This is a genomic window from Janthinobacterium violaceinigrum, from assembly GCF_009208555.1.
In the GTDB taxonomy this organism is placed as follows: domain Bacteria; phylum Pseudomonadota; class Gammaproteobacteria; order Burkholderiales; family Burkholderiaceae_D; genus Janthinobacterium; species Janthinobacterium violaceinigrum.
In genome coordinates this window covers 68,469-90,755 of the sequence record NZ_WFLI01000014.1, presented here as the reverse complement: position 1 = coordinate 90,755, position 22,287 = coordinate 68,469, and the positions used below count along the sequence as shown (strand labels likewise).

Genomic DNA, 22,287 nt, shown 5'->3' with positions numbered 1-22,287 from the left:
AAAAGCACGCGCGATGGTTGCCCTGGAAAACACCTGGCGCCTATGCGGGCTGCAGCGCCCCCGCCAGGAAGTCGCAGAAGGCGCGCACTTTTTCCTGCACATGGCGCCCATCGGGCGTCAAGGCATACACGCCGCGCCTGGCCATGCCGTGCGATGGCAGCACGCGCACCAGGGCGCCGCTGGCCAGCAGGGGCGCGGCGACGAAGGACGGCAGCGCGCCCACGCCGATGCCCGCCACCAGCATATCGGCCAGCAGCAGGCTGCTGTCGGCGGAAAAACGCACGGGCAGGACGATGCTGCTCGCCCCTTCCGGGCCGTCCAGCTGCCAGACGCCGGGACTGTCGGCCAGGCGGTAGGCCAGGCAATCGTGGCCGTGCAGGTCCTGCGCCAGCCGGGGCGTGCCGCGCCGCGCCAGGTAGGCGGGCGCCGCGCAGATCATCTGTTCGACGTCGCCCAGGCGGCGCGCCACCAGGGTCGAATCGGCCAGCGCGGCGCGGATGCGCAGCGACACGTCATACCCCTCGCCCACCACGTCGCGCAGGCGGTCGTCCAGGGTCATCTCGATCCTGACGTCCGGGTAGCGGGCCATGAAGACGGGCAGCAGCGGCGACAGCACTTTCAGGCCGAACGACAGCGGCGCATTCACGCGCAGCCGCCCCGCCACCTTGCCCGCGCAGCCGCGCGTGGCCAGTTCCAGCGCATCGACCTCGTCGAGCAGGCGGCAGCATTCAAGATAGTAGGCACGGCCGCCATCCGACAGGCTCATGCGCCGCGTGGTGCGCACCAGCAGCACGGTGCCCAGGCGTTCCTCGAGCTGGCGCACCTGCTTGCTGATGGCGGCCGCCGACTGGTTCAGGTCCTGCGCCGCCTTGCTGAAGCTGTCGCGCTCGACCACCTTGCGAAACACGCGCATATGCGCCAGGACATCCATGATTCTTTCCTTGCAGTTGAATATCTTATTATTTTATCGCTGATTATCATGCAAATGAAAAATAATATGATGGCGGCTTCTTTCCTCACCTGACACAAGGAGCACCCCATGTTCACACCAACGACCGCCCTGAGCGCCCTGCTGCTGGCCCTGCTGGCAAGTACGGCGCACGCCGCAGCGCCCGCTGCCGCCCTGCCCGAAGTGGGTATCAGCCCCTGGGGCCCGCAAGATGAAATCGGCCGCCTGAACCTGATGACGCCAGCCTCGCGCGCCGCCATCCTGGCCCGCATCGACGGCGGCAAGAGCTATGACCTGGCCGTCGATTTCTATATCGGCATGCCCAGCTGGCAGGCGGCAGGCGATCCGCCCTACCAGATGTGGATGACGCACACGCCCAAGGGCAATGTGGTGGCCGATTCCATGCACGTGGGCGAAGCCATGAACCGCCACGTCAGCTACACGGGCTCGGCCGTGTCCATGTATGCGCACATGGGCACGCATATCGATGCGCTCAACCACTTCGGCCTGAACGGCAAGATCTGGAACGGCTTTACGGAAGAGCGCTACCTGGGCGACCGGGGCTGGACGGTGACAGGCGCGGAAAAGCTGCCGCCCATCGTGGCGCGCGGCGTGCTGATCGACGTGGCCGTGGCCAAGGGTTTATCGCAACTGCCCGACAATTACCGGGTCACGCGGCAGGATTTGCGCGCCGCGCTGGCGCACCAGCAGATCACGCTGGAAAAGGGCGACGTGGTGCTGATACGCACGGGCCGCATGCAGCACTATGAGCAGGCGCAAGCGTACATGGCGAATCCGCCCGGCCTGTCGCTCGATGCGGCGAAATTCCTCGTGGAAGACGGCGGCGCCATGGTGGTGGGCGCGGACAACCTCAGTTTCGAAGCGTTTCCATCCGAAGTGGCGGGCAACTACCTGCCCGTGCACACCTATCTGCTGGCGCAGCAGGGCACGCCCATCCTGGAACTGGTCGACCTCGAAGCGCTGTCGCGCGACAAGGTCTACCAGTTTGCCTTCATCGGCGCCTCGCTGAAATTCCGCGGCGGCGACGCGGCACCCATCCGTCCCGTGGCCCTGCCGATCCGCTGAGTTCAAGCGGAAACGGACCGCTGCGCCCCCGCGCCATGGTCATCCCAGGCGTCGGCGCAGCGCACCACGTCGCCCACGACGATGATGCTGGGACTGCCCAGGCCGCTGGCCAGCAAGTCGGCGGGCAAAGCCTGCAAAGTGCTCAGCAACTGTCGCTGCGCCGACAAGCTGGCCGACTGCACCACGGCCACGGGCGTGCCGGGCGCCATGCCGCCAGCCAGCAAGCCCGCCTGGATGGCTGCCACCCGGGCCACGCCCATGTAGATGACGAGGGTGAGCTTGCTTTGCGCCAATGCCGCCCAGTTCGGTTCGGAGGCGCTGTCCTTGCCGTGGCCCGTGACGAAGATGGCGCCCTGGCTCCAGGCCCGGTGCGTGAGCGGCACGCCGATGCCAGCCGGCGCGGCCAGGCCGCTGCTGATGCCGGGTATCACTTCGACGGCCACGCCGTGGCTGCGCAGATAGGCGCGCTCCTCGCCGCCCCGTCCGAACAGATAGGGGTCGCCGCCTTTCAGCCGCACCACATGCAAGCCGGCGCGGGCTTCGGCCAGCATCAGGCGTTCGATGAAGGCTTGCGGCGTGGAAGCGCAGCCGCCCCGCTTGCCCACTTCGACCACGCGCACGCCGGGCGCCGCATGGGCCAGCATGGCCGGGTTGACGAGGTCGTCGATCAGCACCACGTCGGCCCGCGCGATGGCGTTTACAGCCTTTATTGTGAGCAGGTCCGGGTCGCCGGGACCGGCGCCCACCAGCGTCACGCTTCCAAGTTGCGCCATGATGAACTCTCCCATTAAAAAAAGTGGCCGATGGCAAACGATGCCGCATACGCTTCCGGCGCGCTGCCGTCCCACACCACGCCGTCGCACAGGGTCGACCTGCGCATCGGCGACGCGGGCAAGGGCGTGCCCGTCATTTCCGCCGCCTGGCGGTACAGGTCGATGCGGCTGACTTGCCGGGCCACGGCCAGATAATCGGGTTCGTCGCGCAGCAAGCCCCAGCGCCGGTGCTGGGTCATGAACCACATGCCGTCGGACAGATATGGAAAATTCACGGCGCCGCCCTGGTAGAACTGCAGGCGCTGCGCCTCGTCCCAGGTCCTGCCCAGACCATCCTGGTAGTGGCCGAGCATGCGCGGCGCCAGCATTTCCTGCGGCGTATTCAGATAGGCCGGCGCGGCCACGGTGGCCGCCATGGCCAGCCGGTTGGCGTCGCTGGCGTCGATCCAGCGCCCCGCCTCGAGCACGGCGGCAATCAGGGCGCGGCAGCTGTTCGGATGCTGGCGCGCAAACGCGGCGCTGGTGCCCAGCACCTTGCCCGGATGGTCGGGCCAGATGGCGCCGCTGGTGGTGGCCGTCACGCCCACGCCATCGACGATGGCCTTGTAGCCCCACGGTTCGCCCGCGCAAAAGCCATCCATCTGGCCCGCGCGCAAGGCCGCCACCATCTGCGACGGCGGCACCGTCATCACGCGCGCGTCGCGCAGCGGATCGATGCCATGCGCGGCCAGCCAGTATTGCAGCAGCATCGCATGGTTGCCGGTCGGAAAAGTATGTGCAAACGCAAACGGCCGCGCCGCGGCGCGCATGTGCCGCGCCAGGGTGGGACCATCGTGGGCGCCCTCGCGCGCCAGCGCCGCCGACACGGTGACGGCCTGGCCGCTGCGGTTGAGGTTCATCAGTACGGCCATGTCGTGCTGTTGCCCGCCGACGCCCATCTGCACGCCATACACGAGACCGTACAGCACGTGGGCCGCATCGAGTTCGCCATTGTGCAATTTGTCGCGCACGCCGGCCCACGACATCTCCCGGCTCAGTTCGATCTTGATGCCGTGCCGTTCATCGAAACCCAGTTCCGCGGCCATGATCAGCGAGGCGCAATCGCTGAGCGGCAGGTAGCCGATGCGTATCGTCTGTTTTTCCGGCTGCAGGGTGCGCATCGCCTGGGCGCCATATTCTTCCTGCTTGTCCGCTTGCTCTGTCATACCATTCCTTGCTGATAAATACTGTTTTTCCGCGCCGCCATGGGCACGGTTCTCCCCGTCCAGCAGCAAGGACCGTGCCTGTGCTCACCTTGTGCCGGACGGCTGGAAATGCACCGCGATGGTGCACTGCACCAGCATGTGTCAGGAAATGAACGCTTCATCCCAGCAAGTCCTCCACGTCGAGGATGCGCTGGGCGATCTCGGCCAGTTTCAATTTCTTGTTCATGGCCATGCTGCGCAGGCGCTGGTAAGCCTGGTCTTCCGTCAAGCCGTGATGCGTCATCAGCAAGCCCTTGGCCCGCTCGATCACCTTGCGTTCAAGCAATTTGTGCCGCGTGTCGAGCAATTCGGCGCGCAACTTTTCTTCCTGGCGAAAGCGCGCCAGCGCCACGTTCAGCACGGGTTGAATGCGTTCGGCTTGCAAGCCGGCCACGATATAGGCGGACACGCCGGCCGCCATGGCCGCGTCGATGCTGGCCATGGCGCCGTCTTCCGTAAACAGCACGATGGGGCGGCGCTCGTCGCGCGTGGCGATGACGATGTGCTCGAGCACGTCGCGCGCGTCCGATTCGGCGTCGATGATGATGAGGTCAGGCTGGAGTTGCGCGATGCGCTCGGGAAGATAGAGGTCGGCTGGCAGCGAGGCGACGATGTCGAAGCCCGATTCCAGCAAGCCGATGCGCAAGGCATTGCCGCGCTGCACTTGGGCAGCCAGCGCCGCATCCGCGTGCACGCCGTGCTCGACGATGGTATTGACGACGACAATGCGCAGGGGGCGGTCTGGCGCTGGCTGGGTACGGCTGGACGTCATGGGAGCGATCTGCAATGGCTAAACAATTAGCCATTGCAGTAAGCAAGAAGCGAACCAGCCGGTTTTACGGCGGAGTATTACTTCAGGGTCGGCATGGCAAACTCGGCGCCCGCCGCCGTGGAAGCGGGCCAGCGCTGCGTGACGGCCTTCTGCTTCGTATAGAAGCGCACCGATTCCGGGCCATGCGCATGGTGGTCGCCGAACAGGCTGCGCTTCCAGCCGCCGAAGCTGTGGAACGCCATCGGCACGGGGATCGGCACGTTGACGCCCACCATCCCCACCTGCACGCGGTGCGTGTATTCGCGCGCCGTGTTGCCGTCGCGCGTATAGATCGCCGTGCCATTGCCGTATTCATGCGCATTGACGAGGTCCAGCGCCGTGGCAAAGTCGGGCACGCGCACGATGCACAGCACGGGGCCGAAGATTTCCTCTTTATAGATCGTCATCTCCGGCGTCACATGGTCGAACAGGCTGCCGCCAAGGAAAAAGCCCTGTTCGTGGCCGGGCAAGACGAAGCCGCGCCCGTCACTGACCAGCTTGGCGCCTTCCTTGACGCCCGTGGCGATGTAGCCCGCGATCTTGTCCTTGTGCACTTGCGTGACGACAGGCCCCATCTCGGCCGACAGGTCCATGCCCTGCGTGATCTTCAGGGCCGCAATGCGGGGCACCAGCGCCTCGACCAGCTGATCGCCCACATTGCCCACCGCCACCACCACGGAAATGGCCATGCAGCGCTCGCCCGCCGAACCGAAGGCGGCGCCCATCAGCGCATCGACCGTCTGCGCAATATCCGCGTCCGGCATGACCACCATATGGTTCTTGGCGCCGCCCAAGGCTTGCACGCGCTTGCCCTGGGCGCAGCCCGTGGCGTAGATGTATTCGGCAATCGGCGTGGAACCGACAAAGCTGACGGCGCGCACGTCCGGATGGTGCAACAGCCCGTCCACGGCTTCCTTGTCGCCCTGCACCACGTTGAAGACGCCGTCGGGCAAGCCCGCATCCGTCAGCAGCTGCGCCAGCAGCAGGCTGGCCGACGGGTCGCGCTCCGACGGTTTGAGCACGAAGGTATTGCCACAGGCGATCGCCATCGGGAACATCCACATGGGCACCATCACGGGAAAGTTGAACGGCGTGATGCCCACGCAGACGCCCAATGCCTGGCGGATCGACCAGGCGTCGATGCCGCCGGCCACTTGCTCCGAATACTCGCCCTTCATCATTTGCGGGATGCCGCAGGCAAACTCCACCACTTCGATGCCGCGCGTCACTTCCCCCTTGGCATCCGTGAACACCTTGCCGTGCTCGGCCGTGATCAGGGCGGCCAACTGGTCCGAGTGCTCTTCCAGCAATTCCTTGAACTTGAACATCACCCGCGCGCGGCGCAAGGGCGACGTTTGCGACCAGGCGGGAAACGCCGCATGGGCGGCGGCCACGGCCGCGTTCAGTTCGCTCGGCGTGGCCAGCGACACCTTGGCCGTCACGGCACCCGTGGCGGGATTGAACACGTCGCTCGTGCGCTCGGAACGCGAGGCCATGGGGTTGCCACCAATAAAGTGGCCGATCTGTTGCGTTGTCATCTTCTTGTCCTCGTTTATTTCGTCATCAGCCACTCGTGGGCCGGGTCGTTTTTAAAATGCCATACGCGTTTCGGGCCGGCCATCACGTTCAGGTAATAGCCGTCATAGCCATACGGCACGGTGACGGGGTGGTAGCCGCGCGGCACCATCACCACGTCGTGGTTTTCCACGGCCATCGCTTCATCGATGGAACGGTCATCCGTATAGACGCGTTGGTACGCAAAGCCCTGCTCCGGGTTCAGGCGGTGGTAATACGTTTCTTCCAGCGAGCTTTCGGTGGGAATATTGTCGTCGTCATGCTTGTGCGGCGGATAGCTGGACGAATGGCCGGACGGCGTCACCACCTCCACCACCAGCAAACCATCGGCCTCGGCCGTTTGCGGCAGGATGTCGCACACATAGCGCGTGTTCGCGCCCTTGCCGCGCACGGAGCGCGTCATCGACTGCGGGTCGATCAGGCGCGCCGGACGGCGGGTCGTGGCGGGCGCGCTGCACAGCGCCACTTCCGCGCCGCTCACGGCTGTGATGCACACTGCGGTTTCCAGCGGCACGTACACGGCATACGGCGAGCGCTCCTCGAAAACGCTGGCGCGCCCGCCGATGGCTTCCCAGGTCTGCCCGCCCGCCTGCACGGTGACCGTGCCCGTCAGCACGACGATGCACAGTTCGCGGCTGCCCGTGTCCAGGTTCAACTGTTCGCCGGCCGCCAGCCGGTGCGCGGCAAAGCCCACGTGCGTCCAGCCGGCCGATGCCGGCGTCACCTCGACGATGGCAGAACCAGGCCGGGCCTTGACCAGCAGCGGGCTCATGCCGCCTCCCGGCCCAGGCGGGGAATGGCGTCGACCAGCCGGGCCAGGTAATCGTGGCCCATCTTCGCATATTCATAGCTGGGCGCGACGGCCGGGTCTTGCTCCGCCTCCACCACCAGCCAGCCTTCGTAGCCGTGCAGATACAAGCGCGTGAGGATGGCGGGGAAATCGATGCTGCCGTCGCCGGGCACGCTGAACGCGCCATTGATGACGGCCTGCAAAAAACTCCAGTGGCCGTTGCGGGCCAGCTTCACCACGTTGGGACGCACATCCTTGCAATGCACATGGCAAATCCGGTCGATGTGCTTGTTCAGCACGGCCAGCGCATCGCCGCCGGCAAACGTGATGTGGCCCGTGTCGAACAGCAAGCCCACTTCCGGCCCCGTCAAGGCCATCAACTGGTCCACGTCGGCCGGGGTTTCCACGTAGGCGCCCATGTGGTGGTGGTAGGCCAGGCGCACGCCGTGGTCCAGCAAGTGTTGCGCAAACGCCGTCAGCTTGTCCGCATACTCCTGCCATTGCTGCTGCGTCTGGAAGCGGGGGCGCTTATATAAAGGGCGCGGCTCGCCCTGGATGGCATCGGCCACTTCGCCGTACACCATGACCGTGGCGCCGCTGCCGGCCAGCAGCCGCAGATGAGGCCCCACGGCAGCGATTTCCTCTTCCACGGACCGGTGCGCCAAGCGCCCCGAATACCAGCCGGAGACACACGCCAGGCCATACTTGCCCAGCACGGCGTTCAGGGCGGGGGCATCCTTGGGAAACTTGTTACCCAGTTCAAAGCCCACGTAGCCGATCTCGGCGCCCTCTTTCAAGGCCGTCTCCAGCGGCGTCTCGCCGCCCAGGCTGGGCAAATCGTCGTTCATCCACGAGATCGGGTTGATGCCGATCTTCACATTCCATGTAGTCATTTTTGTTGTCCTTGGCGGTCAAGTTCATAACGGGCGCGCGCAGCTTGCACGCCGGCTTGCGTCGAGACTTCGGGCACGGCCACTTCCCACCAGCAACCGCCCTCCTCCGTCGTGCGCGTGTCGTCCGTATTGATGCAGATCAGATACGTGCGCGGTGCAGCGCGGGCCCGCTGCATGGCAGCGTCCAGCTCGGCAATCGACCCCGCATGTTCGCTCAGGGCGCCCAGGGACCGCGCATGCAGGGCGAAGTCGATGCGCGGTGCGCTGTCGGGCAGCATATTGTTGAACGACGCATTGCCGCAGGCCTGCTGCAGGCGGTTGATGCAGCCGTAGCCCCGGTTGTCGAGCACCACGATGATGAGTTTTTTATCCAGCATGACGGAGGTGGCGATTTCCGAATTCATCATCAGATAGCTGCCATCGCCCACCATGACGATCACCTCGGCATCCGGCTTCGCCATCTTGACGCCCAGGCCGCCGGCAATTTCATAGCCCATGCACGAGTAGCCGTATTCCATGTGATAGCCGCCGGGCGTGCTGGTGCGCCACAGCTTGTGCAGCTCGGCCGGCAAGGTGCCCGCCGCGCAGACGACGATGTCGCGGGTGGTCGAGTCGCTCGATGAGCGCTGCACGGCGCCGATGACTTCGCCGTCATAGGGCAAGCCGGCCACCTCGCGCCTGCCCGTAATCGCGGCCACCGTCGCGCGCCAGGCGTGGCCCGCCTGCTGTGCGCGGTCCAGCCACTGGCCCGCGCTGTTCCAGCTGCCCAGATGGCGGGACAAACCTTGCAGCCCGAGGGTTGCATCCGCCTGCACAGCGAAGCCACGGCGTTTCAGGGCGTCAAAACTGTTGACGTTCAGGCTCACCAGTTGCGCCTGCGCAAACAGCGAGTTCGATCCCGTCGTGAAATCCTGCAAGCGCGTGCCCACGGCCAGCACCACGTCCGCCTCGGCCGCCAGACTGTTCGCGGCAGGCGAACCCGTCACGCCGATGGCGCCCAGCTGCAGCGGATGGTCCCACGGCAGGCTGCTCTTGCCCGCCTGCGTTTCCGCCACGGGAATGCCGTGGCGCTCGGCAAACGCCTGCAAGGCGGCGCCGGCCTTGCCGTACAGCACGCCGCCGCCGGCCACGATCAAGGGCTGCCTCGCAGCCGTCAACAAGGCTGCCGCTTCTTCCAGCTCCTGCTCCACGGGGGGCACGGCGCGGAAACGCACGGTGCGGGGCGTGAAGAATTCCTCGGGGTAGTCATACGCCATCGTCTGCACGTCTTGCGGCAGCGACAAGGTGACGGGGCCACAGGCAGCCGGGTCCGTCAAGGCGGCAATGGCGCGCGGCAAGGCCGTCAGCAACTGTTCCGGATAGACGATGCGGTCAAAGTAACGCGACAGCGGCTTGAACGCGTCATTCACCGACACGCTGCCGTCCGTGCCGTCTTCCAGCTGCTGCAGCACCGGGTCCGGTGCGCGCGAGACGAACACGTCGCCGGGCAGCAGGAGCACGGGCAGGCGGTTGACGTGGGCCAGGGCCGCCGCCGTGAGCAAGTTCGTGGCGCCAGGACCGATGGAACTGGTGACGGCCAGCATGCGCCGGCGCATGTGCGCTTTCGCATACGCAATGGCAGCGTGCGCCATCGCCTGCTCGTTGTGCGCCCGAAACGTGGGGAAGACTTCCTTGTACTGGTACAGCGCTTCGCCCAGGCCCGCCACGTTGCCGTGGCCAAAGATGGCGAAGGCGCCGCCGAACAGGGGAACCAGGGTCCCATCGCCCTCGTCCGTGCGCAAGGCGGCCAGATAGCGGACCAGCGCTTGCGCCATGGTCAAACGGATGGTGGTGGCGCTCATGCTGCACGCTCCAGGCGGTTGCGCGTGCGCTGCCACAGGGAAATCAACTGTTCGAAGTTGGCGCGCACGGCGGCGATCAGGCCCGCATCGTCGATGTCGCCGGCCAGCCAGCGGCGGCTCGGTTCCTGGAAGATGGTGCGTCCCACCATGAAGCCGCGGCACGTGCTGCTGGCACTGGCCTGTTCGAAACTGGCGGCCAGCGCATCGATGGGCGCGTTCAAGCCCAGCAAGACGACGCCACGGCAATACGGATCGCGCTCATGCACGAGGGCATCGATCGCTTGCCATTGCTGGGCCGACATGCTTTCCAGCTTCCACCATTCCGGATAAATGCCCAGGTTGTACAGGCGCTTGACGGCGCGCAAGACGGTGTCATGGCCCTTCGGCAAGGCATCCGACGGTATGACTTCCAACAACAATTCGTGACCGCTCACTTGCGCCGCGTCGTACAGGGCCTTGATCTGCGCTTCCTGTTCCAGGCGGTTTTCCACGGCATCGTCCGGGTGCAGCTGCACCAGGCATTTGATCACGTGTTCCTTCGGCCAGCTGAGCAAATGCGAACCGATGGAACGGCCCCAGTCGAATTGCAGCGGGTTCGATCCCGGCAATTCCACGGGACGGCCTATCCACCAGCCCCGCCCCGTCGCATCGTTGAGCGCGTCGACGCCGTAGCGGCCATCGATCAGCACGCCCGTCTTGCCCGCCAGTTTCAATGCCGTTTCCGTCTGCGCCACGGCTTGCACCATCAGCTGCTTCAAGGCCGCAATGCGCGACTCGGATGCGCCCGTCTGTTGCGCCATCTCGAAGAATTGCGTGCGGTGGTCGAAGGCAAACACGCACAGTTCATCCCACTGCGGGCGCGCCACCGTCGTACGGTGCAGGCGGGACAAGGTGGCGTCCTGGTCCGGTTGCGTGAGCTTCGCCGCGTTGGCCAGGAAATAGTCGAGTTCCACGGGCGACGGCATGGCCGGCGCGCAGCCGTGGCGCGACACGACCAGGGCGCCGCAGCCATTTGCGTAGCGGCAGCACGCCTCGTAATCCTCGCCCCGCAGCCAGCCTTTCAGGAAGCCCGACAGGAAGGCGTCGCCCGCGCCCAGCACGTTCAGCACTTCCACGCGCACGCCCCGGTAGTTGTATGCGTCGTCGAGGCTGGCCGGCACCACATTGTCGATGACGGCGCTGCCCAGCGGGCCCCGCTTGACGACCAGGGTGGCCAGGGTGGCGGCCCGCACGGCGCGCAGGGACGCCATGATGTCGGCGCCGCCGCCGGCAATCATGAATTCCTCTTCCGTACCGACGATCAAATCGAACTGCGGCAAGATCGCCTGCAGGTGGCGCGTCACGCCGTCGTTCGAGACGAAACGCGTTTCGCCGTCCGCCTTGCCGGACAAGCCCCACAGCACGGGCCGGTAATCGATGTCGAGCACGGTACGCACATTATTCGCACGGGCCAGCTTCAAGGCTTGCATGCTGACGGCGTGCATGGCAGCCGTGGAAAAGTGCGTGCCGGTGATTAACAGCGCCTTGCTCGACGCAATGAAGGCCGCATCCACCGACGCCGGGTCGATGGCCATGTCGGCGCAATTGTCGCGGTAGAAAATCAGGGGGAACGTGTTTTTATCCTTGATGCCCAGCATCACCAACGCCGTCAAACGGTCGCGGTCGATGCCCACATGGCTGACGTCGCAGCCTTCTTTCGACAAGGTGTCCGTCAAAAAACGGCCCATGTGGTCGTCGCCCACTGTCGACAGCATGGCGGACTTCAAGCCCAGGCGGGCCGTGCCGAAGGCGATATTCGCCGACGAGCCGCCCAGATACTTGGCAAAGCTGGTCGCGTCTTCCAGCGGGCTGCCGATCTGCTGCGCATACAGGTCCACCGCCAGGCGGCCCAGGCAGATCACGTCCAGCGCGCGTCCCTGGGCAAATTGTGTCGGGTTATTCATGGTTATCCTTAAATCGTGACACCGTCGAGTTCAGCCATCAGCGTTTGCATTTCCGCACCGCCCGCCATCATGTCCAGCAAGGCGTCCTTGGTCACCGTATCCTTGGTGAACGTGCCCAGCGACTTGCCCCGGTTCAGCAAAGTGAACGAATCGCCCACCGGATACGCATGGTGCACATTATGCGTAATGAAGATCACGGAAATGCCCCGTTCGCGCGCCTTGTAGATCAGTTTCAGCACATTGAACGATTGTTTCACGCCCAGGGCCGCCGTGGGCTCGTCGAGGATCAGCACGCGGGCGCCGAAGTGGATGGCGCGGGCAATGGCCAGGCACTGCTTTTCGCCGCCCGACATGGTGCCGATGGCCTGGTGCGGGTCGCGCACCATGATGCCCATCTCGGCCAGCTTGGCGCGCGCCGTTTCTGCCGCGTAGTCGATATCCATCACGGGTACCAGGCCCAGCAGCTTTTTCATCGGCTCGCGGCCCATGAAGAAATTGCGCGCCACGGACAACAGCGGCACCAGCGCCAGATCCTGGTAGACGGTGGCCACGCCCATATCCAGCGCCTCGCTGGGCGAATTGAAGACGACGGGCTTGCCATCGACCAGGTATTGACCGTCGGTCGGCTTGTGCACGCCGGCCAGGGTCTTGATCAGGGTGGACTTGCCGGCACCATTGTCGCCCAGCAAACAATGCACTTCGCCCTCTTTCAGCCGCATGGTGATGTTCTGCAGCGCCAGCACGGAGCCGAAACGCTTGCTGACGTTTTCCAGGGCAAGAATATGTTCGCTCATGATTTATCTCGCTTCCGTGACGCGTGAGCGTACAAAGTTATTGAACAGCACCGCGATCAGCAGCATGACGCCGAGGAAGACGCGGAACCAGTCCGAATTGATGTTCGTATAAGTGATACCGATCTGCACCACGCCGAAGATCAGTGCGCCGAAGCAGGCGCCGACGACGGAACCGTAGCCGCCCGTCAGCAAGGCGCCGCCGATGACGGCCGCGATGATGGCTTCGAATTCCTTTTGCATGCCGCGGTCGGCGGCGGCCGAACCGATATCGCACACTTGCAAGGTGGCAAACAGGCAGGCGCAGAAGGCCGTGAAGACAAACAGGGAAATCTTGACCTTGCGCACCGGCACGCCCACATTCTTGGCCGCGTTCGCATCGCCGCCCACCGCAAACATCCAGTTGCCGAAACGGGTGCGCGACAGGACAAACGCGGCGCCGGCGGCCAGCACCAGCCACCAGGCGATCACTTTCGGTATGCCTTTCACCAGGGGCGAGCCATCGTCGAGCACGGCGATCCAGCCATGCGCGCCCATCCAGTGAAACAAGCCTGTGGCGACATTGCCGTGGAACAGCAGACTGGCCAGCCAGTCGTTGGCGGCCAGGTCGCCCACGCCGCTGACGATCGTGCGGTTGGCAAACATGATCGACAAGGCCAGGGTCAGGCCACGCAGGATGAACAGAAAAGCCAGGGTGACGATGAACGAGGGCAAGCGCGTCTTGATGACGATGTAGCCGTTCAGCCAGCCCAGCGCCATCGAGCCGGCGAAGGCAAACAGGATGGCGGCCCACAAGGGCCAGTGGAAATAGATGGTCGGGATGGCGATCATCATGCCGGCAAAGCCGATCATGGAGCCGATCGACAGGTCGAATTCACCGGCGATCATCAGCAGGCAGGCGCCGATGGCGATGATGCCCAGGTAGGATGCCACTTGCATCCAGTTGACGACGCCATCGAGGTTGAACATGCCGGAATCGCCGGCCGTGATGACGAAGAAGGCAAACACGAGCACCGCGCCGGAAATCGAGGCGAACTCGGGGCGGCCGAAAAACCGTTTGACCCAGCTGGTCGTGCCTACGCGCTCATCGGCGGCGACTGGCTTGCTGGCGGCGCCGGAAGGCGGGGGAGGATTCATGCCGGGGCTAGCCAGGCTGGATTTAAGCGCAGTCATACGAATTCCTTTCAGTAATACTTGCAACAATTCCTGCTACCAATACCAATTACTTTCCTGCCAGCATCGCTGGCGCCAGGCGTGGCGGTCCCGTACGCCGCCTGCCCGAAGGCAGCGCGGCGTGGTGCACACTCTGGCAATTGAGAAGATCAGCGGTATTGGCCCGCGTATTTTTCGACCTTGGCGATGTTTTCCTTGGTCACGAAACCGGGGCCGGAGCTGATGTGGCGCGGGCCATAGATCGGTGTCAGGCCGTATTCCGCCAGGCGCGCCTGGTATTTCGGATTGGCAATCAGGATTTCCTTGACCTTGGCCAGGTCCGTGATCTTCTGCTGTTTCATGATGGCCATCACGGCGACAGGAATATAGCCTTGCAGGTAGGGCTGCTGGTCGATGGCGAACTGGATGCTGCCATCCTTGATGCCCTTGGCAATTTCTTCCGACAAGTCGAAGCTGGCGAAATACATCTTGCCCTTCAAGCCCATTTTCTCGACGGCGCGCATGGCGGGCGGCGCCGAGTCCGGTCCCAGCGCCAGCACGGCCTGGGTCTTCGGATTGCTGCGCAGATAGGCACTGACCTTGCTCTCGATCACGCCGGGGTCGACGCCATTCGTGTCGAGCGTGGAAGATTTGAAATCGACGCCCAGCGCATCGGCAAAACCGCGGCAGCGTTCGAACGACGAGGCATTCATCGCATAGTGATTCACGCACACGAACGATTTGATGCCCGCTTCCTTGGCCCGCTTGCCCGCGCCCAGGCCCGCGTCATACTCGGGCTGGCCCACGTGCATGATGGCCTTGAGCTGCTCGCTTTGCGCGAGGGTGCCTGAGTTGATGGTCACGAGCATGATTTTCTTGGCGACCACCGTGCCCAGCGGTTTTTGCAGCACGCTGAAGTCGGCGATGTCGGCGATCAAGCCGTCATAGTTGCGCGCCGCCGACTGCTCGATCAGGCGCGCCATGTCGGCCAGGTCGCCATTCGGCGGATTGCGGTAGTCGACGGTAACGTTGAAGTCCTCGCCAGCCTGCTTGATGGCGTTCTTGATGGTGTTCCACCAGGAATCGGAGTCCGGCGCATGGCTGACCATGACGAATTTCTCGCCGGCCGCATGGCTGGTGGCCGTGCTCAATCCCAGGCTCAGACCCAGGCTGGCGATGGCCAGACACTTCAACAAACCCTTGCTTTTATTGCTATGCATGAATGTCTCCTAGACGGATTATTTTTTATAGTTGCGAGCTTTTATGAAGGGTGTCACCGGCCTGGCCTTGCGGCACGCAAACCGATGCACTGCGCACAGCTTAGGCCACAAAAAAGACAAATGCAATAAAATTTTCAAAATAAATTTAAATAGAAAATCATTTCTATTTTCTGGATTCACTCCTATAATTCTCGCCAGAACCAGCCGCAATAATCCTGCGGCCCAGCAAGCAACCGAGGAAAAAAACATGGCAGCCACCGCCCCCATCGAAAAGCTGATGCAGCACATTGCCGCCGAGTACGACAATCTGTCGCGCCAGCTGAAAGTCATTGCCCAATACATCGAAAAACACCGGGCCAGCCTGATGCTCGAGCGCATCAGCGACATTGCCACCGCCTGCGACGTGCAGCCATCGGCCATCGTGCGCTTCGCGCAGCGCTTCGGCTATACGGGCTTCAGTGAAATGCAGGACGTGTTCCGCCAGGCTTACACGGACCAGGCCGGCGCCACGCCCGATTACCAGCAGCGCATCCGCAAGCTCATTTCCACGCGCGATGCGGCCCTGAGCGCGGGCGACCTGACGCGCGAATTCGTCGGCGCCAGCCGCGCGGGCCTCGACGACCTGGCCGCGGGACTCGACGACGCGCAGCTGGAAGCGGCCGTCAATCTGCTGCTGAAAGCGGACAACATCTATGTGATCGGCGTGCGCCGGTCCTTTCCGATCGCCTCCTACATCGCCTACGCGCTCGAACACACGGACAAGCGCGTGCACCTGATTAGCGGACTGGGCGGCATGCACCGCGAACAGATGCGCAGCGTGCGCGAACGCGATGTGGCGATCGCCATCAGTTTCTCGCCTTACGGCAAGGAAACCCAGCAGTGCATCAAGGCGGCGCAGGACAAGGGTGCCAAGGTCCTCGTGATTACCGACAGCAAGCTGGCCCCGCTCGCGCGGGCCGCCGACGCGCTGCTCACCGTCACCGAGGGCAGCGCCTTTGCCTTCCGCTCGCTGACCAGCACCATCTGCCTGTGCCAGGCGCTGTTCATCGCGCTGGCATACAAATTAGAGCTCGACATCGAAGAAATCCACACCCCAGGAGAACATGATGATTGAAGTAGCATTGTTTGGCGCCGGACGCATCGGCAAGATCCACGCGGCCAACCTGGCCGCGCAACCCGGCGTGCAGTTCAAGTACGTGGTCGACGTCAACCAGGAAGCGGCCGCCGCGCTGGCCGGCCTGCATGGCGGCAGCAGCGCCACGGTGGAAACGGCGCTGGCGGACCCGGCCATCAAGGCCGTCGTCATCGCCTCCAGCACGGACACGCATGCGGACCTGATCCTGCGCTCGGCCGCCGCCGGCAAGGCCATCTTCTGCGAAAAACCCGTCGACCTGACTATCGACCGGGCGCGCGCCTGCGCCGCCGCCGTGAAGGAAGCCAAGGTGCTGTGCATGCTGGGCTTCCAGCGCCGCTACGACCCCACCTTCAACGCCGTCAAGACGCGCCTGGAAGCGGGCGAAATCGGCACGCCGGAATTGCTGGTCGTCACCAGCCGCGATCCTGGTCCGCCGCCCGTCAGCTACATCAAGGTATCGGGCGGCATCTTCAAGGATATGCTGATCCACGATTTCGACATCTTCCGCTGGATACTCGACGATGAAGCCGTCAGCGTGCACGCCACGGGCAGCTGCCTGGTCGACCCCGCCATCGGCGAGGCGGGCGACCTGGACACGGCCGTCGTCACCATCCGCACGGCCAAGGGACGCTTGTGCCAGATCAATGCCTCGCGCCGCGCCGCCTATGGCTACGACCAGCGCTTCGAAGTGCTGGGCAGCGCCGGCATGCTGCAGGCAGGCAACCACAAGCCGACGGAAGTGACAGCCTATGGCTCGGCGAACGTCAGCGTGGACAAGCCGGAAGATTTTTTCCTCGAACGTTATCGCGTGGCCTACGCGCAGGAAATGGCGCATTTCTTTGACGCCCTCAGCCACGGCACGCCGCTGCGCACCACCGTCCACGATGGCTTGAAGGCACTGGAACTGGCCGAGGCAGCCACCCTGTCGTGGCGCGAGCAGCGCGTGGTCACTTTATAACTCAACAATAAAAATATCTGGAGACAAGATGTCATCCCCAACATTAAAAGTCGGCATCGTCGGCCTGGGCCGGCTGGGCCAGCGCCATGCCATCAACCTGGCGCAGCGCGTGCCCAACGCCGAAGTCGTGGCCGCCTGCAGCCCCGTGCCAGCGGAACTGGACTGGGCCGCCAGCACGCTCGGCATCGCCACCGGCTATGCGGACTACGACGCCCTGCTGGCCCACCCTGGCCTGGACGCCGTGTTCCTCGTCACGCCCACGTCGCTGCATGCGGACCAGATCATCGCCGCCCTGCGCGCCGGCAAGCACGTGTTTTGCGAAAAACCGCTGTCGCTGGACCTGGCCGACTGCCTGAAGGTGGAAGCGGAAGCGGCGCGCCACCCGCAGCTGACCGTCATGATCGGCTTCGTGCGCCGTTTCGACGCCAGCTACCATGACGCGCAGCAAAAGATCGCGCAAGGCCTGATCGGCAAACCCTACCTGGTGCGTTCGCAGACGTGCGACCAGAACGATCCCAGCGGCGCCTTCATGCGCTTCGCCCCCACCAGCGGCGGCATCTTCCTCGATTGCAGCGTGCACGATATCGACCTGGCGCGCTGGCTGCTGGGCAATCCCGTACCCAAGCGCGTGTATGCGAGCGGCACCAACGCCATCCACACAGGTTTGCAGGCGTTCGGCGACGTTGACAATGGCCTGGCAACGGTGGAATTTGCCGACGGTAGCATGGCCAGCTTCATGGCTTCGCGCACCATGGCGCATGGCCATGAAACCCTGACGGAAGTGTTCGGCACGGGCGGCCGCCTGGCCGTGGGCAGCAATCCGCGCCTGAACCGGGTGGAAATCTCGGATGCGCATGGCGTGCGCAATGAATGCACGCCGGATTTCTATGCCCGCTTCGCCGACGCCTTCCTGATCGAGGCGCAGGAATTCACGGATGCGGCACTGGGCCGGCGCACCCTGTCATTGACCTTGCACGACGCGACGGAAGCGACGCGCATCGGCCTGGCCATGACGCAAGCGATGCGCGAAGCGCGGCCCGTGGCGTTTTAAGCCGCCAGGGGATTCAGGCAGCCGGCGCGGGAAATGGACGTTCGGGCTGCCTGGGTTCCACGGCCAGGCGCAAGCCCATGGCGTCGAGGATGGCCGTCAAGGTGGCGAGCGAGGGATTGCCTTCGGGCGACAAGGTCCGGTACAGCTGGGTAGGATTGAGCTTGGCCACCTGCGCCACGGCGGGCACGCCGCCAAAGGCGCGCGTCAGCTGGCGCAGCACGGCCAGCAGTTCGCCATGGTCGCCGTCGGCGAGGATATTGTTGATCAGTTCCAGGGCGAAGGCGGGATCGTCGCGGTACAGTTCGGCCATCGCCTCGTCATGCGAGCGGTCTCTCGGTGGTTTGCGGATGTCCTCGCTCATGTCCCCTCTCCTTCCAGTCGTGCCAGCAGGCACAGGCGTATTCGATGTCTTTCGGCTGCGTGCGCTTGCGCCACCGCACAGCAATAAAATGATCTGTCGTAGGTCATGCTCGTCCATAAACGAAGGAAGTTCAAGGAGGAAATCACGCCTGCACCTAAAAAAGACGATCTCCCATCTTGCCGTCAAAGCGCGCAGCGCAGGCCATGAACACCGGGTTCACTGAGCCATATCAAGATGCATTTTTCTAATGGTCATACGGAAATGAGGTCGCCACCGTCCACCTCACGCCTGCACCAATGCGCTATACAATAAGCGCCTGCCAACCGTGAACAACCTTGCCGCCATGACCAATAACGACAGCAACACTCCCCTCCTTGCCGACGTGGCCGAACGCTACGTCAAGCTGGTCCTGGCCATGGGCCAGCACGACGCCTCGTATGTGGACGCCTACTACGGCCCGCCCGCCTGGCAGCAGCAGGCGAACGCCCAGCCGCAGAGTCTGAGCGATATCCAGGCTGCCGCGGAAACCGCGCTGGCCCTGTTGGCCGGCGATGCCTCCTTGCGCGCCCTCAACCTGCGCAAGCAGCTGCAAGCCGTGCTGGCCAAGGCGGACATGCTGCAGGGATCGCGCCTCGATTTCGACACGGAGAGCGCGCGCCTGTACGACGCCGTCTCGCCCCATCACAGCCGCGCCTGGTACGAACAGCTGGTGGCGGAGATCGACACCCTGCTGCCCGGCGACGGCACGGTCAGCGAACGCGTGAACGCCTTGCGCGCGCAACTCGTCATTCCCGCCGACAAGCTGCGCGCCGTCATGGATGCGGCCATCCGCGCGGGCCGCGAACGCACCTTGCAATACATCGCCCTGCCCGAAGGCGAAGATTTCGTGCTGGAATTTGTCACCGACAAGCCGTGGAGCGGCTACAACTGGTACAAGGGCAATTATCAAAGCGTGATCCAGATCAATACTGACTTGCCCGTGTATATAGACCGCGCGGTCGACCTCGGCTGCCACGAAGCGTATCCGGGCCACCACGTGTACAACGTGCTGCTCGAACGCGACCTGGTGCGCGGCAAGGGCTGGATGGAATACTGCATCTATCCGCTGTATTCGCCGCAGTCGTTGATCGCCGAAGGCACGGCCAACTACGGCATCGAACTGAGTTTCACGGATGCAGAGCGGCTGGCATTCGAACAGCAGGTGCTGTACCCGCTGGCCGGCCTCGATCCCGCGCTGGCGCCCCGCTACGCGCAGCTGAACCGCCTGCTGGCCAAGCTCGGCTATGCCGACAACGACATCGCGCGCCAGTACCTCGAAGGCAGCCTGACCCGCGAAGAAGCGCTGGAATGGCTGGTCAACGTGCGCCTGTATCCGGCCGAAAAGTCCGCGCAGCGCCTGCAGTTCTACGATGCCATGGGTGCCTATGTGATCAATTACAACCTGGGCCAGGACATGGCGAAAGCCTATGTGGAACGCCAGGGCGCGACGCGTGCCGAACACTGGGCCGCCTTCCGCGACCTGATGTCCTCGCCCCGCGTGCCCAGCGATCTGCTTGCCTGAACCTTACTCCGGCGGCAGCCAGTACAGCGGCAAGGCCACGGCCAGGCACGCCAGCCCCGCCAGCAGCATGGCCAGCTGGAAGCCGGCAGCCAGCGCCGCAACCTGCCCCGCCCGCTCCAGCAGCGCGGCGGCGCGCACGTTCATCACGCTACCCAGCACGGCCACGCCCAGGGTCATGCCCGCCTGCCGCAAGGCATTCAGGATGGCCGACGCCAGCGCGGCACGCCCGCCGTCCACGCTGGCCATCGCCAGCAGGCCGGTGGCGGGCACGGCCAGTCCCATGGCCACGCCCAGCAGCAGGAACACGGCCGCGACGATGGCGTATGGTGTCTGCGGCGCCAGGGCCGCCGCGGCCAGCAGTACCAGTCCCGCCAGCACATAGCCCCCCAGCATCAGGCGCCGCAACGGCACGTGACGGCTGAGCCGGCCGAAGCACAGGGAAACGATGGCCATGGCCGCGAACTGCGGCAACATGCGCCAGCCGCTGGCGCCGGCCACCCAGCCCTGGATCTGCTGTAGGTAAAGCGAAAAGAAGAACAGGCTGCTGTAGCAGGCAAAGCCCAGCACCAGCGAAGCCAGGTTGACCAGCGCAAAGGTCCGGTCGCGGAACAGCCGCAGCGGCAGCAAGGGGCGCGGCGCGCGCGCTTCCACGGCCAGGAAGGCGGCGAAGGCCAGCAGCGCCACGGCCAGCGCCGGCCACGCGTACCCTCGGCCGTGCCCGGACTCGCCCAGCGCGATCAAGCCATAGGTGAGCGCGCCCAGCCAGACGATGCTGAGCACCTGCCCCGTCCGGTCCAGCGCCGCCTGCCCGTGGTAGCGGCGCTCGGGGATGCCCCAGGCGCCCAGCAGCAGGGCCAGCAAGCCCAGCGGCAGGTTGATCAGGAAAATGCTTTGCCAGCCCGTGGCTTCCAGCAGCATGCCGCCCAGCAGCGGCCCCAGGATCAGCGCCAGCGCGCTGAAGGCGGACCAGCCGCCGATCACGTGCGCCCGTTCGCGCGGGTCAGGAAAGGCATGGCTGAGGATGGGCATGGCGCCCGGGATCAGCAGGGCCCCCGCCACGCCCTGCACGGCGCGCCCCGCCAGCAGCAGCGGCAGGCTGGCGGCCAGCGCGCACAGCAGTGACCCGGCCGTAAACAGGGCCACGCCCAGCAGCCAGATAAGCTTGTGGCCATGCCGGTCGCCCAGCGGCCCGGCCGACAGCATGCAGGCCGACAGGCACAGCGCATACGCATTGACCACCCACTGCAAGCCCGCCATGTCCGTCGCCAGCGCCGTCTGCAGGGTGGGCAGGGCCACGTTGACGATGCTGATGTCGAGCGAGGCTAGAAAGGTGCCCAGGTAGGCGGCAGCCACCAGGGCCGCACGGCGATAACGCTGCATGGAGTCGCTCCTATGTATGAGTTCGCTTTCATCATAAACATCGACTGACCGTCGGTCAATTAAAAATCAACCGTGTGTACGCGGACGCTTGGGCGGCGCCTGCGCTTCACTTATACTGGGCGCATGACCACGACACGCCCCGCCCAGACCGTCTTGCCCGATGCCGCCCCGCCGGCACCCGCCCGCCCCCGCACCAAGCCGGCCGAAGTACGCCTCGATGAATTGATGGCCGCCGCCGAGCGGCTATTCCTGGACCAGGGCGTGGAAGCGACCACCGTCAGCGACATCACGGCGCTGGCCGGCGTGGCGAAAGGCACCTTCTATCACTACTTCCCATCCAAGCACGAAATGCTGGCGGCGCTGGCCGCACGCTACACGGCCCGTGTCCTGACCAGCCTGGAAACGGCAGTCGGCCTGTGCATGCCGCACGACTGGGAGGGCCGGCTGCGCGCGTGGGTGCAGGCGAATGTGGCCACTTACCTGGCCACCTGGCGCCTGCACGACATCGTCTACACGCAGCACCGCCGCAGCATCGGCATCGATTCCGCTGACAATCCCGACAAGAACGCCATCCTGGCACAGCTGGGCGCCATCCTGGCAGGCGGCGCGGCAGCGGGCGCATGGCCGCCCCAGCCGCGCCTGGCAGCGCTGATGATTTACTCGGCCGTGCATGGCGTGACGGACGACGCCATCGCCGCGCAACTGGACGATAGCAGCGCCTTTGCCGCCGATGTGGCCGACGCCTGCCTGCGCATGCTGGGCCGCTGACGGCG

The 22,287-nt window shown here is 64.7% G+C and carries 20 protein-coding genes; 6 read left to right on the top strand and 14 right to left on the bottom strand.

The features are described from left to right. Positions 1-40 precede the first annotated feature (40 nt). Positions 41-931 carry a LysR family transcriptional regulator gene (locus GCN75_RS14055; RefSeq protein ID WP_152283072.1) on the bottom strand — a complete coding sequence of 297 codons (891 nt, stop codon included), beginning with the start codon at positions 929-931 and terminating at the stop codon, positions 41-43. A gap of 108 nt (positions 932-1,039) precedes the next feature. Between GCN75_RS14055 and GCN75_RS14050 the strand changes: the two genes are divergently transcribed. Next, on the top strand, positions 1,040-2,035 hold the full coding sequence (locus tag GCN75_RS14050; protein WP_152283071.1) for a cyclase family protein: 996 nt from the start codon (positions 1,040-1,042) through the stop codon (positions 2,033-2,035). Between the two features lie 2 nt (positions 2,036-2,037). Here the strand turns inward: GCN75_RS14050 and cobA are convergent, their stop codons facing one another. From cobA to GCN75_RS13995, 11 genes are all read right to left on the bottom strand, one after another. Further along, positions 2,038-2,808: a uroporphyrinogen-III C-methyltransferase gene (cobA, locus tag GCN75_RS14045; protein ID WP_152283070.1), complete on the bottom strand. Its 771-nt coding sequence runs from the start codon at positions 2,806-2,808 to the stop codon at positions 2,038-2,040. A gap of 14 nt (positions 2,809-2,822) precedes the next feature. Further along, the gene (locus tag GCN75_RS14040; protein ID WP_152283069.1) at positions 2,823-4,013 is read right to left on the bottom strand and encodes a CmpA/NrtA family ABC transporter substrate-binding protein; all 1,191 of its coding nucleotides are present in this window, start codon (positions 4,011-4,013) and stop codon (positions 2,823-2,825) included. A 157-nt stretch (positions 4,014-4,170) separates the two neighbouring features. Next, complete coding sequence (locus GCN75_RS14035) at positions 4,171-4,824, bottom strand: ANTAR domain-containing response regulator (protein WP_152255220.1); 654 nt, start codon at positions 4,822-4,824, stop codon at positions 4,171-4,173. 77 nt (positions 4,825-4,901) lie between these two features. Beyond that, positions 4,902-6,401, bottom strand: a complete 1,500-nt coding sequence (locus GCN75_RS14030; RefSeq protein WP_152283068.1) for a CoA-acylating methylmalonate-semialdehyde dehydrogenase — start codon at positions 6,399-6,401, stop codon at positions 4,902-4,904. A 14-nt stretch (positions 6,402-6,415) separates the two neighbouring features. Beyond that, complete coding sequence (iolB, locus tag GCN75_RS14025) at positions 6,416-7,210, bottom strand: 5-deoxy-glucuronate isomerase (RefSeq protein ID WP_152283067.1); 795 nt, start codon at positions 7,208-7,210, stop codon at positions 6,416-6,418. Beyond that, the gene (gene iolE / locus GCN75_RS14020; protein ID WP_152283066.1) at positions 7,207-8,121 is read right to left on the bottom strand and encodes a myo-inosose-2 dehydratase; all 915 of its coding nucleotides are present in this window, start codon (positions 8,119-8,121) and stop codon (positions 7,207-7,209) included. The genes iolB and iolE overlap by 4 nt, the downstream gene beginning before the upstream one ends. Beyond that, entirely contained in the window at positions 8,118-9,962 is a 1,845-nt protein-coding gene (iolD, locus tag GCN75_RS14015) for a 3D-(3,5/4)-trihydroxycyclohexane-1,2-dione acylhydrolase (decyclizing) (protein WP_152283065.1), read from the bottom strand. The genes iolE and iolD overlap by 4 nt, the downstream gene beginning before the upstream one ends. Beyond that, the gene (locus GCN75_RS14010) at positions 9,959-11,905 is read right to left on the bottom strand and encodes a bifunctional 5-dehydro-2-deoxygluconokinase/5-dehydro-2-deoxyphosphogluconate aldolase (protein WP_152283064.1); all 1,947 of its coding nucleotides are present in this window, start codon (positions 11,903-11,905) and stop codon (positions 9,959-9,961) included. Before GCN75_RS14010 ends, iolD begins: the two co-directional genes overlap by 4 nt. 8 nt (positions 11,906-11,913) lie before the next feature. After that, on the bottom strand, positions 11,914-12,699 hold the full coding sequence (locus tag GCN75_RS14005; protein ID WP_152255214.1) for an ATP-binding cassette domain-containing protein: 786 nt from the start codon (positions 12,697-12,699) through the stop codon (positions 11,914-11,916). 3 nt (positions 12,700-12,702) lie between these two features. After that, positions 12,703-13,833 carry an ABC transporter permease gene (locus GCN75_RS14000; RefSeq protein ID WP_193317513.1) on the bottom strand — a complete coding sequence of 377 codons (1,131 nt, stop codon included), beginning with the start codon at positions 13,831-13,833 and terminating at the stop codon, positions 12,703-12,705. Between the two features lie 185 nt (positions 13,834-14,018). Next, entirely contained in the window at positions 14,019-15,068 is a 1,050-nt protein-coding gene (locus tag GCN75_RS13995; RefSeq protein ID WP_152283062.1) for a sugar ABC transporter substrate-binding protein, read from the bottom strand. A gap of 247 nt (positions 15,069-15,315) precedes the next feature. Here GCN75_RS13995 and GCN75_RS13990 point away from each other — a divergent pair, with 247 nt between their 5' ends. From GCN75_RS13990 to GCN75_RS13980, 3 genes are read left to right on the top strand one after another with little or no spacing between them, the layout of a single operon-like run. Then, positions 15,316-16,182: a MurR/RpiR family transcriptional regulator gene (locus GCN75_RS13990; RefSeq protein ID WP_152283061.1), complete on the top strand. Its 867-nt coding sequence runs from the start codon at positions 15,316-15,318 to the stop codon at positions 16,180-16,182. Next, complete coding sequence (iolG, locus tag GCN75_RS13985) at positions 16,175-17,161, top strand: inositol 2-dehydrogenase (protein ID WP_152283104.1); 987 nt, start codon at positions 16,175-16,177, stop codon at positions 17,159-17,161. Before GCN75_RS13990 ends, iolG begins: the two co-directional genes overlap by 8 nt. 28 nt (positions 17,162-17,189) lie before the next feature. Further along, complete coding sequence (locus GCN75_RS13980) at positions 17,190-18,212, top strand: Gfo/Idh/MocA family oxidoreductase (RefSeq protein WP_152283060.1); 1,023 nt, start codon at positions 17,190-17,192, stop codon at positions 18,210-18,212. A gap of 13 nt (positions 18,213-18,225) precedes the next feature. Here the strand turns inward: GCN75_RS13980 and GCN75_RS13975 are convergent, their stop codons facing one another. Further along, positions 18,226-18,573, bottom strand: coding sequence for a helix-turn-helix domain-containing transcriptional regulator (locus GCN75_RS13975; RefSeq protein ID WP_152283059.1), 348 nt, complete (start codon positions 18,571-18,573; stop codon positions 18,226-18,228). A gap of 325 nt (positions 18,574-18,898) precedes the next feature. On the opposite strand from GCN75_RS13975, the gene GCN75_RS13970 reads away from it, so the two are divergent. After that, the gene (locus GCN75_RS13970; protein ID WP_193317511.1) at positions 18,899-20,134 is read left to right on the top strand and encodes a hypothetical protein; all 1,236 of its coding nucleotides are present in this window, start codon (positions 18,899-18,901) and stop codon (positions 20,132-20,134) included. Positions 20,135-20,137: 3 nt separating this feature from the next. Here the strand turns inward: GCN75_RS13970 and GCN75_RS13965 are convergent, their stop codons facing one another. Continuing rightward, entirely contained in the window at positions 20,138-21,514 is a 1,377-nt protein-coding gene (locus GCN75_RS13965) for an MFS transporter (RefSeq protein WP_152283058.1), read from the bottom strand. A gap of 123 nt (positions 21,515-21,637) precedes the next feature. Between GCN75_RS13965 and GCN75_RS13960 the strand changes: the two genes are divergently transcribed. Then, on the top strand, positions 21,638-22,282 hold the full coding sequence (locus GCN75_RS13960) for a TetR/AcrR family transcriptional regulator (protein ID WP_152283057.1): 645 nt from the start codon (positions 21,638-21,640) through the stop codon (positions 22,280-22,282). Positions 22,283-22,287 lie beyond the last annotated feature (5 nt).